This is a genomic window from Streptomyces sp. NPDC002935 (genome assembly GCF_040611295.1).
GTDB lineage: Bacteria > Actinomycetota > Actinomycetes > Streptomycetales > Streptomycetaceae > Streptomyces.
This window is the reverse complement of sequence record NZ_JBEXNW010000038.1, coordinates 73,937-89,590: the sequence shown is the minus strand read 5'-3', so window position 1 is coordinate 89,590 and position 15,654 is coordinate 73,937. Positions and strand designations below refer to the sequence as shown.

Genomic DNA, 15,654 nt, shown 5'->3' with positions numbered 1-15,654 from the left:
ACCGGCGGGTCCAGCTGCCCGCTCTCCGAGCGCGGGAAGAACTCGTACCAGGAACCGAACAACGCCCGCTCCCGCTCCACCAGCAGCGGCAACGGGAGGGAGCGGGTGAGCCGTTCACGCAGGGGATGCTCCGCGAGAGTGGCGTCCACCTCCGGAGCCCGGGCCGCCGCGAGCCGGTCGGCCGGGGACCGGGAGTCGTCGCGCAGCGCGTCCGCGGCGGCCAGCACCGCGCTCCGGCCGGCGGCCTCGGGTACGCCGGCGGCGGCCCGCTCGTGGAGCGCGGCGCCCTCCTCCAGGACGAGGCCGACATCGATCCCGGCCGGGATTTTGACGTCGGCGGAGCGCCGCCACCCGGTCACCGGGTCGCTCCACGCCTCCACCAGGTAGGTCCAGTGGCCCGCCTCCGACGGTGTGACCAGGGCGCCCCAATGGTCGGTGCCGGGGGCCAGTTCACGCATCGGCGTCCAGGGGCCGGGGCGGCCGCTCGGATCACGCAGGACGACATTGGCGCCGACCACGTCATGGCCCTCGCCGAAGACGGTGGCGGTGACCTGGAAGGTCTCGCCGACGACCGCTTTCGCGGGCCGTCTGCCGCATTCCACGACCGGCCGCACATCCACGACGGGGATACGGCCGGTGTCCGTGTTCGCGTCCATGCGTCTCGCCTCCGCGGTTGTGGGCCCGACTCGTCGTTGCCGCGAAAGGCCCTTCGTTGCGGTCCTGGGGACCGTCGTTCAGATCCGTGCCGGAACGTCCTGCAGATAGACCTCGGCGGCGTTCGCCGCCTCCCGCGCGCAGCGCTTCCCCATGAGGACGCACAGGGTGTATCCGGTGTTCTCGAAGTTCCCCCGCACCACACGGTCGGCGGGCGCCGCGAGAAGCAGGCGTTCCCATGCCCGGTAGCGCTCCAGATGTCTGGCGACCTCGGCTTTGGCAGGCAGCAGCATCACGCTGGTCACCTTCCCGATCTCTCGACCGCGCACGGCTCGCCTGGCCGGCGAGTGAGGGCCGTACGCGAAGGGGAGCCGACCCGTCACGGATCGACACCCTCACTCATGGTGCCCGTACCACGACCGAGCGTCTTGTTGGTTCTTCAACAACATTGGGTGCGCGCTCGTGTTGCACGAATGGAGTAGCCCTCGCACTCTGTAGGTGACTCAGGAGCGATCAGCGCTCACGCTTCGTACTCGGGGCTCGGTCCCGCAGGGGGCGAGGAGGAGCGATGAGCTTCGCCGGTGAGGAGCGAACGACGATGAAAGCCGCAGTTCCCTGCTACTACCACCTCGACGTGGAGCTCAGCCCGGAAAAGGTCGGACAGGTCAAGCGCATCGTGGCCGCCCACCTCCGGTACTGGAACCTGGAGAATCTCGTCGAGTCCGTCTGCCACTGCGCGGAAGCGCTGCTCCGCACGATCGAGCAGCACGCCGCGGACAAGAACACGACCATCGAGATGTGGTGGAACGGCCAGCACCTCATCGCCGCCGTCTCGGACAACAGCCAGGACATCCGCCCGCACAAGGCGCCCCAGGGATGTCTGGCCCAGATCGCCGCCCTGAGCGACGGCTGGGGCTGCTGCGCCACGGACGTCGGCGGCAAGATCATCTGGTTCTCGTGGCGGGCGCGCGCCGCCGAACGCGCCCCGCTGGACCCGCCCGTGCCCGCGCCCAGCCTGCGCGAGGCGCGCCCGACACCCCGGTACGCGGTGCTGCCGGAGCCCGTGCTCGCCGCCGTCCGCGACGAGAGCGAGGCGGTCGCCGCCCGCGGCTGATCCCGCCAGGACACCGCACCGTGTTCCCCGTACGGTGATCACGTGCACACCTGGAACGGGCGCCCCTTCCCGCTGGGGGCGACATACGACGGCGAAGGAACGAACTTCGCCCTGTTCACCGAAGTCGCCGAGCGCGTCGATCTCGTTCTGATCGACGCGCTCGGCGACGTCCGGACGGTCCCGCTCACCGAGGTGGACGGCTTCGTCTGGCACTGCTACCTCCCGGGCGTCGGCCCCGGGCAGCGCTACGGCTATCGGGTGCACGGCCCTTGGGACCCGGCCGCCGGCCACCGGTGCAACCCGGCGAAACTGCTGCTCGACCCGTACGCCACGGCCGTCGACGGGCAGGCCGACAACGACCCCTCCCTCTTCGAGCGCGACCCGGGCGGTCCTTCTCCGGCCGACAGCGCGGGGCACACCCTGCTCGGCGTGGTCACCGATCCGGCCTTCGACTGGGGCGACGACCGGCCGCCGCTGCGCCCGTACGCCGAAACGGTGATCTACGAGGCCCATGTGCGCGGTCTGACCCGTACGCACCCGGACGTGCCCGCCGAACTCCGCGGCACCTACGCGGGCCTGGCCCACCCCGCGGTCGTCGGGCATCTGACCTCGCTCGGGGTGACGGCGGTCGAGCTGATGCCGGTGCACCAGTTCGTCCAGGACGGCTTCCTGCGCGACCGGGGCCTGTCGAACCACTGGGGCTACAACACGATCGGCTTCTTCGCGCCGCACAACGCGTACGCGGCCCACGGCACTCGGGGCCAGCAGGTCGCCGAGTTCAAGTCGATGGTCAAGGCGCTGCACGCGGCCGGCCTCGAAGTGATCCTCGACGTCGTCTACAACCACACCGCCGAGGGCAACGAGAACGGCCCCACGCTCTCCTTCCGCGGCATCGACAACGCCTCCTACTACCGGCTGGTGGAAGGCGATCCGGCGCACTACTACGACACCACCGGCACCGGGAACAGCCTGCTGATGCGGCACCCCAACGTGCTCCAACTGATCATGGACTCTCTGCGCTACTGGGTCACCGAGATGCACGTCGACGGGTTCCGCTTCGACCTGGCGGCCACGCTGGCACGCCAGTTCCACGAGGTGGACCGGCTCTCGGCGTTCTTCGACCTCATCCAGCAGGACCCCGTGGTCGGCCGCGTCAAACTCATCGCCGAACCCTGGGACGTGGGCGACGGCGGCTACCAGGTCGGCAACTTCCCGCCCCTGTGGTCGGAGTGGAACGGCAAGTACCGCGATTCCGTACGGGACTTCTGGCGCTCCGGCGACCACACCCTCGGCGAGTTCGCCTCCCGGCTGACCGGCTCGTCCGACCTCTACCAGCACGACCGCAGACGCCCGCGCGCCAGCATCAACTTCGTCACCGCCCACGACGGATTCACCCTGCGCGACCTCGTCTCGTACAACGACAAGCACAACGAAGCCAACGGCGAGGACAACCGGGACGGCGAGAGCGTCAACCGGTCCTGGAACTGCGGCACGGAGGGCCCCACCGACGACGAGGGAATCCTGGAACTGCGCGCCCGCCGGCAGCGCACGTTCCTCGCCACCCTGCTGCTCTCCCAGGGCATCCCGATGCTCTCCCATGGCGACGAACTGGGCCGCACCCAACGGGGCAACAACAACGCCTACTGCCAGGACAACGAAGTCTCCTGGATCGACTGGCGGTTGAGCGGCGAGCAGCGCGAACTCATGGAATTCACCCGGCGCGCCATCGCGCTGCGCGCCGCCCACCCCGTACTGCGCCGCCGTCGCTTCTTCCTCGGCGACACCACCACGCACGAACACCAGCCGCTGCCCGACCTGGTGTGGCTGCGCCCGGACGCCGTCGAGATGACGGACGACGACTGGAGGCGCCCCTGCGCCCACGCCGTGGCCGTCTTCCTCAACGGGGACGCGATCGCCGAACCCGACCCGTTCGGGGCCCCCGTGCTCGACGACTCGTTCCTCCTGCTGCTCAACAGCTACTGGGAGCCGGTCGTCTTCCGCCTTCCCGACACGACGTACGGCGAGCGGTGGACCGCGCGGATCGACACCGCCGATCCCCAGGGCGTCCCGGACGAGTCGGAACGCAAGGCCGGTACCGACATGACGGTCGAGCCCCGCAGCCTCGTCCTCCTGTCGCGGCCCCACCGGAGCGCCCCCGCCGGTCGGTGAGTTCACCGACGCGGCACCCGCCGGGCCGCCGTGTGCCAGAATTGCGCCGTGGATCGGGGGATCCTCGAAAGAGACCAGGAGCTTGCCGAACTGGCTGCCGCGGCGCGCGAGGCGGCCGACGGCGCCGGGTCCGTGGCGCTCGTCTTCGGCGAGGCCGGCATCGGAAAGTCCAGCCTGGTCAAAGCCCTTCCCGCGGTGCTGCCCGACACCGCGCGCGTCCTGCTCGGAGAGTGCGACGACCTGGCGACGCGACGCCCGCTCGGACCGTTCCGCGACCTCGTCGGCAGCGTCGGCGCGGAACTGGCCCGGGCCCTCACCGAGGGCGGTGACCGCCATCGGGTGTACGAGGCCCTGCGCGCCGAGCTGAGATGCGCGCCGCATCCCGTCGTACTCGTCGTCGAGGACGTGCACTGGGCCGACGAGGCGTCGCTGGACGCCCTGCGCTTCCTCGTCCGCCGGGTGGAGAGGCTTCCGGCGCTGCTCGTCCTGACCTACCGCGACGACGAGTTGGACCGCGAACACCCGCTGCGCCATCTGCTCGGCCAGGTGTCCCGAGCCGAACGGTTGCGCCGGCTGCCGCTCGCGAGGCTCTCCGCGGCGGCGGTGCACCGGCTCAGCGCGGCCGGCCGACTGGATCCCGCCCAGGTGTACGAAGTCACCTCGGGCAACCCGTTCTTCGTCGCCGAGGTGGTGGCGGCCGGTGGGACCGGGGGTGTACCGCCGACAGTCGTCGACGCCGTGCTGGCCCGGCTCCGAGGGCTGGACGACGACACGCGGGACGCGCTGGAGCAGCTGGCCGTCGTGCCGTCCGCCGTCGAACGCCCTTTGACCGACGCGCTGTTGCCCAAAGGGGTGGCCGTGCTGGCGGCCGCCGAGCAACGCGGCCTGCTGCTGGTCACCCCCCAACGCGCCTGCTTCCGGCATGAGTTGATCCGCCGCGCGATCGCCGACTCGCTCCCCGCCGCACGGCGGATCGAACTCAACCGGCAGGTGCTCGCCGCGCTCGTCGCGGCGCCGGGCTCCGACGCCTCCCGGATCGTCCACCACGCGGCGGAGGCGGGCGACGCCGAGGCCGTCGCGCGCTACGGTCCGGGCGCCGCGCGTGACGCCTCCCGCGCGGGCGCCCACCGCGAGGCAGCCGCCCATCTGCGGCTCGTACTGGAGCGGAGCGAGTTGTTCGGCCCGGCCGAACGGGCCCATCTCCTGGAGCAGTTCGCGATCGAGAGCTACACCATCGCGGACTCCGCGGCCGCCGTCCGCGCCGAGCGGGAGGCGGTCGCGCTGCGCAGGTCGCTCGGGGACACCCGGGCACTCGGCGCCGATCTGCGCTGGCTCTCGCGCATCCACTGGTGGGCCGGGGACGCCGCCGAGGCCCGCGCCGCCGCGCGGGAGGCCATCGCCGTCCTGGAGGAGGCGGGCGACGACCGGCTCCTCGCGCTCGCCCTCAGCAACACCTCCCAGCTGCACATGCTGTCCGACCGGCACACGCAGGCCGTGGTCTTCGGCGAGCGCGCCATCGAGCTCGCCCGCCGGGCCGAGGACATGGAGATCCTCGCCCACGCCCTCAACAATGTCGGAACCGCCCGCTGGCGGGCCGGAGACCCGCTGGGCCGGGCCCAGTTGGAGGAGAGCCTCAAGGTCGCCCTCGGGGCCGGCGAGGTCGAACACGCGTGCCGGGCGTACGCCAACATCATCTGGTCCCTGCTCGAGAACCTCGAGTTCGCCGAGGCGGACCGCTTCCTCGCACCGGCCATGGAACTGGCGGACCGCGCCGAACACCTCGGCTTCCTCAGCTACTTCAACGTCGAGCTGGCACTGCACCGGCTCGCGGCGGGTGCCTGGGACGAGGCCGAGACATACGCCGAGCTCGGCGCGCACGGCTTCGCGCCCGCCCGCTGCCCCGCGCTGACCGTGCTGGCCCGGGTGCGCGTGCGCCGTGGCGCCGACGGCGCGGACGAACTGCTCGCGCGGGCCGGGGAGATCGCGGAGCGCAGCGCGGAGCTCCAGCGCACCGCCCCCGTGGCGGCGGCCCGGGCGGAATCGGCCTGGCTGCGCGGTGAACCCGGCGCCGTCGTCGCGGCCGTGGAGCCCGTGTTCGAGGAGGCCTGCCGGCTGTCCGCGGTCACCTACCGCGCGGAGCTCGGCTACTGGCTCTGCAAGGCCGGACAGTCCGTTCCCGAGGACACGTCCGGGCACCCGTACGCGCTCCAGGCCAAGGGCGGCTGGCGAGCGGCGGCGCGGGCCTGGCAGGCCGCGGGGTGCCCGTACGAGCATGCCGCCGCGCTCGCCGAGAGCCCCGACCCGGACGACAAGCTCGCCGCCCTCGGCACGCTGGACGCCCTCGGCGCGGGGCCGCTCGCCCGGCTGGTCCGCGCCGAGCTGCGCGCGCTGGGACGGCGCGGGATCCCGCGCGGCCCGCTCGCGGTGACCCGGGAGAACCCCGCCGGTCTCACCGAACGGCAGGTCCAGGTCGTGCGGCTGCTGGCACAGGGGCTGACCAACGGCGAGATCGCCGAACACCTGGTCGTCTCGGTGCGCACGGTCGACCACCATGTCTCCGCCGTCCTGGACAAGCTCGGCGTACACACCCGCCGGCAGGCCGCTGCCCGCGCCGAGCAGCTGGGCCTGCTGCCCGGCCGGTGAGACGTAGGCAGTCCAGGTCGCCGAGCTGGGTGGCAGCCACGGATGTACGCTGGTGCTGAATCGGGCTAGAACGGGCACATCGGACCCATCGGCGGGGACCGGTCGCGGGCCCGGACACCGGGACCTGGGGCGGTCTCCAGATACGGGGATGCACATGTCCATCACACCGGTACAAGCGGCGCGCCAGGAACTGTCCGGATTCAAAGGGCAGCTGATCGGCCCGGAGGATTCCGGATACGACGAGGCCCGCGCCGTCTACAACGCGATGATCGACCGGCGGCCAGCCCTGGTGGCGCGCTGCACCGACCCGGACGACGTCGCCCTCATCATCGGCTTCGCACGCGACCACGCTCTCCCGCTCGCGGTGCGCGGCGGCGGTCATCACGGGGCGGGCCTGAGCACCTGTGACGACGGCGTGGTCCTCGACCTCTCCCCGCTCAAGGACATCGAGGTCGACCCGGCCGCGCGCACGGTACGCGCCGGCGGCGGCTGCGTCTGGGGCGAGGTCGACCGCGCCACCAACGCGCACGGTCTGGCCACACCCAGCGGCATCATCTCCACCACGGGCGTCGGCGGCATCACCCTCGGCGGCGGCCTCGGACATCTCACCCGCAAGTGCGGGCTCACCATCGACAACCTGCTGGAGGCCGATCTGGTCCTGGCGAACGGTGAGCGCGTCCGGGCGAGCGCCGACGAGAACCCCGACCTCTACTGGGGGATCAGGGGCGGCGGCGGCAACTTCGGCGTCGTCACCTCGTTCCTGTTCCGGCTGCACGAGGTGAGCACGGTTGTCGCGGGCCCCACCTTCTGGCCCGTCGAGCTCGGCGCCGAAGTCCTCACCGCCTACCGCGACTTCATCCCGAACGCACCCCGCGAACTGGGCTGCTTCTTCCTCTTCGGCTCGGTCCCGCCCGGTCCGCCGTTCCCGGAGGAGATGCACCTGAAGAAGGTGTGCGGTGTGGTGTGGTGCCGCGTCGGGGAGGATGCCGACGCGGCGGCCCGGGACATGGCACCGCTGCTCGCCGCCCTGCCCGAGCCCCTGCTGCACGGCCCCGCGCCGATGCCGCACCCCGCGATCCAGTCCGCGTTCGACGGGGTCTACCCGCCAGGCGACCAGTGGTACTGGCGAGCGGACTTCGTCGACGAGATCCCCGCCGAGGCCGTCGACCTGCACGCCAAGTTCGGTGCCGAAGCGCCGACCTGGAAGTCGACGATGCACCTGTACCCCATCGACGGCGCCGTCCACGACCACGCCCCGACGGACACCGCGTGGAGCTACCGCAACTCCGGCTGGGCCTCCGTCTTCGTCGGTGTCGACCCCGACCCGGCCAAGGCCGATGCCGTCAAGCAGTGGAGCGTCGACTACTCCGAGGCCCTCCACCCGTTCTCCGCGGGCGGCGCGTACGTCAACATGATGATGGACGAGGGCCAGGAGCGCGTACGGGCCAGCTATCGCGACAACTACGCGCGTCTGGCCCGGGTGAAGGCCGAGTACGACCCGGCCAACCTGTTCCGCCTCAACCAGAACATCGAGCCGGCGGCCTCCGCCTGACAGGTCGGGCGGGTCCGCTCACGGCTTGCGGGCCACGCCTCCGTGGACGTCCGTGGGCTCGGGCGACGTACTGGGCTCCGGACGCCACAGGGGGCAGGACACGATGCCGGGCTCGACCAGTTCGAGGCCCTCGTAGTACGCGCCGATCTGGGCGGGGCTGCGCAGCACGTACGGGATCGCGCCCGTGTCGTCGTAGCCCTGCTGGGCCTCCTTGAGCGCCGCGTCGGTGTCCGTGCTGTCGTAGTGCACGAAGTAGCTCCCGGAGGGCAGGGCCGCCTGGAGGCGCCGGACGATCGACCTGGCCTCCTCGTAGTCCTGGATGTGGCCGAGGATGCCCATCAGCATCAGGGCGACGGGCCGCGAGAAGTCGAGGATCCGCGACGCCGCCTCGATGATCTTCTCGGGCTCGTGCAGATCCGCGTCGATGTAGTCGGTGACGCCCTCGGGCGTGCTCGTCAGCAGGGCCTGGGCGTGACGCAGCACCAGTGGGTCGTTGTCCACGTAGACGATGCGGGACTCGGGTGCCACGCGCTGGGCGACCTGGTGGGTGTTGTCGTACGTGGGCAGACCGGTGCCGATGTCGAGGAACTGGCGGATGCCGAGCTCGCCGGCCACGAAGGTGACGGTACGGATCAGATACGCGCGGGAGGCGCGGGCCATGGTCTCGATGTTCGGGGCGACTTCGCGGTACGCGTCACCGGCCACCCGGTCCACCTCGTAGTTGTCCTTCCCGCCCATCCAGTAGTTCCAGATGCGAGCCGAGTGCGGCACCGTGGTGTCGATCTTGGACAACGCGTCCTGGTCGGGGGTGGGTCGGCCGTCCGTCATATGAGGTCTCCTGCCGTGCGTCACGCGGTCGGTTCTCTAACTTATCGTCAACATACGTACACAGAAGCCGAGTTGGTGAATCGCGGGAGCTGGGCCACGGATGGGGTGGCCCGGTTCTCCGGTGTCGAGGGTGATCACGGGGACGTGCTGGGCCAGGGTGCGCAGGACCCGCTCGTAGGAGCCGACGGCCTCGGTGTCGTCCGTCTCGCCCGTCACATGCACCAGCGCGCCGTCGCGTTCGGCCACCGCCTCCGCGAAGTCGAGCGCCTGGATCCAGGTCACCCGGGAGCGCCCGCGGCGCAGCGGACCGTAGACCAACTCGTGGACAAGACCGCCGTCCACGGCCAGCCGGCCCGGCGCGGACAGCAGTTCGCGGTACGGCTGGGTGGGGTCCACATGATGAAGGCGCTCGTGGGAGCGGCGGATCATGAAGTGGTGGCGGGCCAGCTCGGCGAGCAGAGTGCTTCTGTCGAGACCGTCGGGGCCCTCGAGGACGAGCGTCCGGCATCGCGTGAGGGCCTGGTGGAGGATCATGCCCGTACCCACTCCCTCCGGGACGACCGGCTTGCCCAGTGTGGGGGGACAACCCGCACGGCGGGAGTGTGCGTGCGGGTTGTCCGGTTGTGGGGGCGTAGTGGCGCCCTGGGGGTGCGGCGCGGACGCCGCTCAGGCGATCAGGAAGTCGGCCTTCCCGGACTTGGCGCCCTCGATGAACGCGGTCATCTCGTCGCGGGAGTAGATCAGCGCGGGACCCTCGGGGTCCCGTGACTGACGCAGGGCGACGCTCCCGTCGGGAAGTCGCTTGGCCTCGACGCAACTTCCGCCGTTGGTGCCGCTCCAGGGCTTGTGCCAGCCCTCGGTTCCCAGATCGACCGCGGACTTGCCGCTGTGCACGGATCCCATGGATCACAACTCCTTACGCAGTTCACCCAGGATGGCCCTGGTCCGAGCGACCGGCTCCGCCTGCACGGACATCCGGTCCAGTACTTCGAGATAGCTGACGACGTCGTCGGGCCGGTCGACGTAGACCGCGCCGACCAGGCTCTCCGTGTAGACGACGTCGGGGAGTTCGGAGAAGCCGAAGCGGAAGTGGTGGAACGGGCCGAACGCGCCCGGATGGGCCCCCACTCCGAAGCGCATGATCTGGATCCGGACCTTCGGCATGTCCAGGACCTCGTTCAACCGGTCGAACTGTGCCCGCATCACCTCGGGCCCGCCGACCGGCCGACGCAGCACCGTCTCGTCCAGAATCGCCCAGACGGCCGGGGCTTCCGATTTGGCGAGCAGGTCCTGACGCTTCATCCGCAGGGCGACGCGACGGGCGATGTCCTCTCCCGACTCGTTGGGAAAGCCGACGTGCATCAGCGCGGTGGCGTAGTCGTCGGTCTGCAACAGGCCCGGAACGTAGTGGGGTTCGTAGAGGCGGATGACGCTTGCTTCGCTCTCCAGGCTCACGTAGGCGCTGAACCACTCCGGCAGCACATCGCGGTACTTGTACCACCAGCCCGGTTGGTTGGCCTCCCTGGCCAGGGCGAGGAAGTCCTCGACCTCCGCCGCCGGGACCCCGTAGACGCGCAGCAACTCCCGTACGTAGGGGATGCGGAGTCCGACCTCGGCCTTCTCGATCCTGCGGACCGTCAGCGGTGTGACCTCGATGGCGCGTGCCGCCTCCTCGAAGGACACCCCCGCCCGCTCCCGCAGATGCCTCAGCCGTTTCCCGAGAACCATCCGCAGGACGGTCGGCGCGCTGCCGCCAGAGCGGTTCTCGCTCACGTCCTACCTCCCGGTAAGGGCCCGTCACAGCGTGCATATTGCCACGCGGTCGATGACAGTGACAGAGCATCGGGGATCGTTCTGAAATTATCAGAACGCAGGTTGCACGGGGAGCGCGCGAGCGACCATAGTGATCGAGTGACCTGTCGCACATTCGGCGACGATCACGCTCAACTGTGCTCGGTCGTACCGGAGTTGATATCCCGGCAGATAGGGGTCAGGGCGCAGCCGCACGCGGATGTGAGGCGATTCGGGGATGGCCACCGTGACCGACGGACAAGCGAGGAACGCCGCGAAGACCCCCACCGGGGGCAATCGGGTGCTGGCGGCCGCACTCAGGGAGGCCGGCTGCTCCTATGCCTCCCTCGCCCTGCGGGTCAACGAGCTGGGCCGCCGCCAGGGCACGGATTCCCACTACGACAAGGCATCGGTGACCCGCTGGCTCCAGGGTCAGCAACCGCGGGGAAGCACACCGGAGTTGATCGCCACCGTACTGTCCGAGCGGCTCGGCCGCGCCGTGTCCCCCGCGGACCTCGGTTTCCACTCCGATCATCAGCGCCCGGTCGCGAGCAGGGCGCTCGTCTACGGCGAGGACGTGGCGGAAACGCTTCACACACTGGCGGAACTGGGATCCACCGACATCTCCCGCCGCAGCCTCCTCGGCGCGGTCCCCTTCGTCGCCGCGGCCCTGACGAACCCTCAGCGCGAGTGGCTGCTCTGGCTGTTGGAGCATCAGGACGCGGCGTCCTCGACCCTGTCCGTGAGCGGGGGACCGGTCGAGCAGGTGCACGCGATGATCGCCGTGTTCGACCAGATGGACAACCACTACGGCGGCGGCGGAGTCCGCACCAGCATCGTGCACTACCTGTCCACCGAGGTCGTTCCCATGCTCCAGCAGCGCGGCACACCGCCCCGGCAGCGCCGCGAGTTGTACGCGGCCGCCGCGCGCCTCGCCGCGATGGCCGGCTGGAGTTCGTACGACGCGGGGGAGTACGGCCTCGCCCAGCGCTATATGACCCAGGGTCTACGCCTGTGTGCCGAGGGCCGCGACCGGGTGCTGGGCGGCCAGATCCTCGCCGGGCTCTCCCACCTCGCCACCAACCTCGGGCGCCCCGACGAGGGCGTGGCGCTCGCGCGTGCCGGAATCGTCACCGCGCAGGGGGCGGGCAGCCCCCTCGGCCTGATGCGGCTGTACGCCATGTCGGCGCGCGGACATGCCGCGCAGGGCCGTCCGGACGACGCCTCGGAGGCGCTGCGGCTGGCGGAGCGGCAGCTTGCGGCGAGCAAGGGGGCCGCGCAGGAGTCGGTGTGGGTCCGGTATCTGGACCACCACTATCTCCAGGCCGAGTCCGCCCTGTGCTTCCGTGATCTGGGTCTCGCCCGCCAGGCCGAGCGCACGGCGAGCGAGTCGCTCGGATCGGGCGCCGACCGGCGCAGGCGCCAGGCCATCAGCCGCTCCGTGCTGGCGACCGCGCACCTCCAGCAGGACCGCCTGGACGAGGCGGTCGGCACCGCGACGCTGGCCCTCGAAGCCCTCAGCGCCGTCCACAGCGAACGCTCCATCCAGGCCCTGCGCGACTTCCGCAGGCGCCTCGAACCCCGCCGCGGCGAGCCCCTTGTGCAGGAGTTCGAACGCCGGTCCCGCGGCGTCCTCGGAGCGGCGGCATGAGCGGCGGGGGAGTCACCGACGGGCCGGGCCCGTTGTCATGACCCGGAACGGCGCCGCCGATCCGCCGAGGGGCTCAATACCCTTCGGGGGAGGGGGCGTTCTGGGCGCGGTCGACCGGAAGATGCGCGCCGGAGATCCCGCTCGACCAGTCCGACAGCAGGAACGCCACGACCCGGGCGACCTCCTGCGGCGCCACCGGCGCACCACCCGGCAGCTCCGCCGCCACGAAGCGCGCGAACGCCTCGGGGTCCTCCCGGCGCATCCGGTCCCAGCGCCTGCCGGGTATCAGCATCGAACCGGGGGAGACCGCGTTCACCCGGATCCCGTCCGGACCGAGCTCGCGGGCCAGCGACGCGGCCAGGTGGATCTGCGCGGACTTCGCGACCGCGTACTGCGCGGGCGGGCCCGGCTTCCAACCGGAGATCGAGGAGATCACCACGACGGAGCCGCCGCCGGCGGCCCGCAGGTGCGGGACCGCGGCCCGCACCAGCCGTGCCGCGTGACCGACGTTCACCGCCCAGGTGGCCGCCCAGTCGTCCGCGTCGGCCTCCTCGAAGCCGCCCCCGCGAGAACCGCCCGTGCAGGCCACCACCCCGTCCAGGCCGCCGAAACGAATCGTCGCGTCCGCGACGAATGCTTCCAGTTCCTCGGCCGCGGTGACATCGAGCGGCCGGGTGAACAGTCCGGGCTCGATCGAGGCGGCCAGCGCCTCCAGATCCCGCGCGGTCCGCGCGCAGGTGGCCACCCGCACACCCTCGGCGCACAGGAGCCGCACGATCTGCTCGCCGAGCCCCCGTGTGCCGCCGGTGACGAGCACGCGTTTTCCGCGCAACCCGGGCCAGCCGGTGTCACCGTCAAGGGGCATCGTCGCCCGGCCCCCGCTCCCGTTCCTCACATGATCGAACATACATCCCACACCACTACGTGCTTGCAACCGGACAACCCGAATACCCCCTGGTCGCCGAGGCAGTCCGGCGTGTTGGCTGCACGGGCAGCCACCGAGACAGCCTCCCCCGCGCTGCATCCGAAGGAGGACCGATGACGGCATCCAGGGCACAGCGCCGCGGGCCGTCGCCCTCACCGGGCCCCGACATCAGGGCGCCGGAGCAGCGGACGCGGGCGGAGAACGCGGAGAACGGGGACGTGCGAGCGGCGGACGACCACGAGGGCTCCGCCGGTCCCACCGAAACGGCCGCCCGCACGCCGTCCGCCGCCCCGGCCTCTTCCGTGCGTTCCGCGCCGTCCGCCCCCCCGGCCTCTTCCGTGCGTTCCGCGCCGTCCGCCGCCCCGGCCTCTTCCGTGCGTTCCGCGCCGTCCGCGGCCCCCGTCCCTGCCGCGGGTTCCGCGCCGAGCGCGGCCCCCGTCCCTCATCCGGGTGCCCCTTCGTCCCCGGCCCCCGTCCCTCTCGTGGGTTCCGCGCCGAGCGCGGCCCTCGCCCCTGCCGTGGTCCCCGCACCCTCCGGTGCTGCCGTGTTCCGGGCCGCGCCTCCTCCGATCCCGGTACGCGGGGCGCATCTCCTGCGGACCACCGTCCCGGCCCACCCCTCGCGGGCGCCTGGTGTACGGGCCATGGTCGCCGAGCACCTGACCCGCCTGCGGCTGCCCTCCGAGTGCGTCGACAACGCGGTTCTCGCGACCGACGAACTCTTCGCCAACGCGCTCAAACACGGCAGCCCGGACCGCGGCGACACCATCACCGTCACCATCGAGGGCGACCCGCGTGAGCTGCGCGTGTCCGTCGCCGACCGTTCGTCCGCCCTGCCCAGGGCGCGTACGGCGGGCGGGACCGAGGAGTCGGGACGCGGCCTCGCGATCATCGCCGCGCTGACCGACGACTGGGGCATCGCGCGGGCGGACCCGGGGACCACGGGAAAGAAGGTGTGGTTCTCGATGGTGCTCCAGGGGGCGCCGTGAAGGTCTCCCCGGGGCACCTGGCCATGGACGCCGAACCGCACCCCGAGGACCACGGTTCCGTGCCGATGGTCCCCGGGCTCGCCACGGCCCTCGCACGGGAGCTCGTGCGCCGGGCCGACGAGGAGCGGAGCCTGATGCGACAGGCGCGCGACGGTCCCACCGGGCGGTGGCGGGATGTCCTCGCCGCGTGCCGCGCGGGCAATGCCGCGGCCCTGGGGACGATCGTCCGACGGCACGGCTGGCCGACCGTCGACCGGGTCGGCGCACCCGCCTCGACGGCGGCCCTGATGATCCTGCTGCACGCCCCCGACCTCGACCTGCAGCTCAGCTGCCGGGACCTGATCGCCCGGGCCGCGGCCGACGGACACTGTCCCGCCGTGCACCACGCCTACATCGCCGACCACTGCGCCGTGGAACTGGGCCGGCCGCAGTTCTACGGCACCCGCGTCGATCCCGTCACCCTGCGCCCGTACCCTGTCCGCCGGCCGGAGACCGTCGACGAACGCCGTCGTGATGTCGGACTGGGTCCGCTCGACGAACAGCTGCGGCAGCTGCGCGACGGCGCCTGACACGCCCGGGAGACGTGATGTGCAGCACGCACGGAAATGCCCTGTCCGAGTGCCGTGGAAAGGTTCTGGCTGGGCACGGCTTGATCGCCGATCAAGAAAGGCGAAATCGCTGGCCACGGCATGTTCGGCGCATTTGACACTTCGTTGAGGGCACAGATAGGAAAAGCTCTCTGAAGTGGAGAGGTGAACTGTGCGCGAGCCGAACGTGGTCGGGGACTGGCAGGAGTACGACGAGCAGGCCGGCCTGCGTGTTCGCGTCCATGGTGTCGAAAAGGCGGAGCCCCCGCGAGGGCGCGACGACGCCGCCGACGAACTCACCTACTTCAGATTTCGGGTGACCATCGAGAACCGCGGTACCGAGCATTTCGGCATCCACCTCGAAGACGGCCAGATCGATATCCGCGTCGGCGCCGAGGGCGAGAGCGCCTTCCTCGACTGGCGGAACTCCCAGTTCATCGAGGGCTTCGACATCTACCCCCTGCGCCGGGCCACGGCGGTCCTCTTCGCCGCGGGCCCCGACGCCGTCCTGCACCGCGTGGACATCCAGGTCCAGCTGAAGATCGACGACGAGTGGACCGAGCGCTACCTCTGGGCGGGCGGCATCGAGAGCGAGGCGGCCGTCGAGGCGGGCACGCGTCCCGACGCGGCCAAGCACAGCCTCGCCTGTCAGGTGAGCAACTTCTTGAGACGCGAGGCGGAGTCCTGAGAACGTCGGGCGGAGTCCTGAGCCCGCGGGCCTGAGCAGCGCCGAGCGCATGGCCCGTCCAGC

At 71.3% G+C, this 15,654-nt stretch carries 14 protein-coding genes and 1 pseudogene; 8 read left to right on the top strand and 7 right to left on the bottom strand.

What is annotated here, in order from left to right; translation table 11 throughout:
• Together ABZX90_RS36165 and ABZX90_RS36160 are read right to left on the bottom strand one after the other, a co-directional pair.
• On the bottom strand, positions 1 to 656 hold a 656-nt coding region (locus ABZX90_RS36165; protein WP_355212153.1), incomplete at its 3' end, for a maltotransferase domain-containing protein.
• Between the two features lie 99 nt (positions 657 to 755).
• A pseudogene (locus ABZX90_RS36160) lies at positions 756 to 947 on the bottom strand (DUF5133 domain-containing protein); the annotation flags it as partial.
• 305 nt (positions 948 to 1,252) lie between these two features.
• On the opposite strand from ABZX90_RS36160, the gene ABZX90_RS36155 reads away from it, so the two are divergent.
• The 4 genes from ABZX90_RS36155 to ABZX90_RS36140 all read left to right on the top strand — a co-directional run bounded on the left by ABZX90_RS36155 (position 1,253) and on the right by ABZX90_RS36140 (position 8,132).
• Complete coding sequence (locus ABZX90_RS36155; RefSeq protein ID WP_351131557.1) at positions 1,253 to 1,768, top strand: pep a2; 516 nt, start codon at positions 1,253 to 1,255, stop codon at positions 1,766 to 1,768.
• 42 nt (positions 1,769 to 1,810) lie between these two features.
• The gene (gene glgX / locus ABZX90_RS36150; RefSeq protein ID WP_355212150.1) at positions 1,811 to 3,937 is read left to right on the top strand and encodes a glycogen debranching protein GlgX; all 2,127 of its coding nucleotides are present in this window, start codon (positions 1,811 to 1,813) and stop codon (positions 3,935 to 3,937) included.
• A gap of 48 nt (positions 3,938 to 3,985) precedes the next feature.
• Positions 3,986 to 6,580 carry an AAA family ATPase gene (locus tag ABZX90_RS36145; RefSeq protein ID WP_355212147.1) on the top strand — a complete coding sequence of 865 codons (2,595 nt, stop codon included), beginning with the start codon at positions 3,986 to 3,988 and terminating at the stop codon, positions 6,578 to 6,580.
• Positions 6,581 to 6,734: 154 nt separating this feature from the next.
• Positions 6,735 to 8,132, top strand: a complete 1,398-nt coding sequence (locus ABZX90_RS36140; RefSeq protein WP_355212144.1) for an FAD-binding oxidoreductase — start codon at positions 6,735 to 6,737, stop codon at positions 8,130 to 8,132.
• 18 nt (positions 8,133 to 8,150) lie between these two features.
• On the opposite strand, the gene ABZX90_RS36135 is transcribed toward ABZX90_RS36140, so the two are convergent.
• The 4 genes from ABZX90_RS36135 to ABZX90_RS36120 all read right to left on the bottom strand — a co-directional run bounded on the left by ABZX90_RS36135 (position 8,151) and on the right by ABZX90_RS36120 (position 10,733).
• Positions 8,151 to 8,960, bottom strand: a complete 810-nt coding sequence (locus ABZX90_RS36135) for an SAM-dependent methyltransferase (RefSeq protein ID WP_355212141.1) — start codon at positions 8,958 to 8,960, stop codon at positions 8,151 to 8,153.
• Positions 8,961 to 8,996: 36 nt separating this feature from the next.
• Complete coding sequence (locus ABZX90_RS36130; RefSeq protein ID WP_351131541.1) at positions 8,997 to 9,494, bottom strand: hypothetical protein; 498 nt, start codon at positions 9,492 to 9,494, stop codon at positions 8,997 to 8,999.
• Positions 9,495 to 9,626: 132 nt separating this feature from the next.
• Positions 9,627 to 9,863: a DUF397 domain-containing protein gene (locus tag ABZX90_RS36125; RefSeq protein WP_351131540.1), complete on the bottom strand. Its 237-nt coding sequence runs from the start codon at positions 9,861 to 9,863 to the stop codon at positions 9,627 to 9,629.
• A 3-nt stretch (positions 9,864 to 9,866) separates the two neighbouring features.
• The gene (locus ABZX90_RS36120) at positions 9,867 to 10,733 is read right to left on the bottom strand and encodes a helix-turn-helix transcriptional regulator (RefSeq protein WP_351131538.1); all 867 of its coding nucleotides are present in this window, start codon (positions 10,731 to 10,733) and stop codon (positions 9,867 to 9,869) included.
• 256 nt (positions 10,734 to 10,989) lie between these two features.
• On the opposite strand from ABZX90_RS36120, the gene ABZX90_RS36115 reads away from it, so the two are divergent.
• Positions 10,990 to 12,402, top strand: coding sequence for a hypothetical protein (locus ABZX90_RS36115; RefSeq protein ID WP_351131537.1), 1,413 nt, complete (start codon positions 10,990 to 10,992; stop codon positions 12,400 to 12,402).
• 73 nt (positions 12,403 to 12,475) lie between these two features.
• Here ABZX90_RS36115 and ABZX90_RS36110 read toward each other — a convergent pair whose 3' ends face one another.
• Positions 12,476 to 13,267, bottom strand: a complete 792-nt coding sequence (locus tag ABZX90_RS36110; RefSeq protein WP_355212136.1) for an SDR family oxidoreductase — start codon at positions 13,265 to 13,267, stop codon at positions 12,476 to 12,478.
• 542 nt (positions 13,268 to 13,809) lie between these two features.
• On the opposite strand from ABZX90_RS36110, the gene ABZX90_RS36105 reads away from it, so the two are divergent.
• The 3 genes from ABZX90_RS36105 to ABZX90_RS36095 all read left to right on the top strand — a co-directional run bounded on the left by ABZX90_RS36105 (position 13,810) and on the right by ABZX90_RS36095 (position 15,591).
• Positions 13,810 to 14,316 (top strand): ATP-binding protein, encoded by a 507-nt coding sequence (locus tag ABZX90_RS36105; protein WP_355212133.1) that lies wholly within the window; start codon positions 13,810 to 13,812, stop codon positions 14,314 to 14,316.
• A 65-nt stretch (positions 14,317 to 14,381) separates the two neighbouring features.
• On the top strand, positions 14,382 to 14,885 hold the full coding sequence (locus tag ABZX90_RS36100) for a DUF6624 domain-containing protein (protein WP_351131556.1): 504 nt from the start codon (positions 14,382 to 14,384) through the stop codon (positions 14,883 to 14,885).
• Positions 14,886 to 15,075: 190 nt separating this feature from the next.
• The gene (locus ABZX90_RS36095) at positions 15,076 to 15,591 is read left to right on the top strand and encodes a hypothetical protein (protein WP_355212130.1); all 516 of its coding nucleotides are present in this window, start codon (positions 15,076 to 15,078) and stop codon (positions 15,589 to 15,591) included.
• Positions 15,592 to 15,654: the final 63 nt, after the last annotated feature.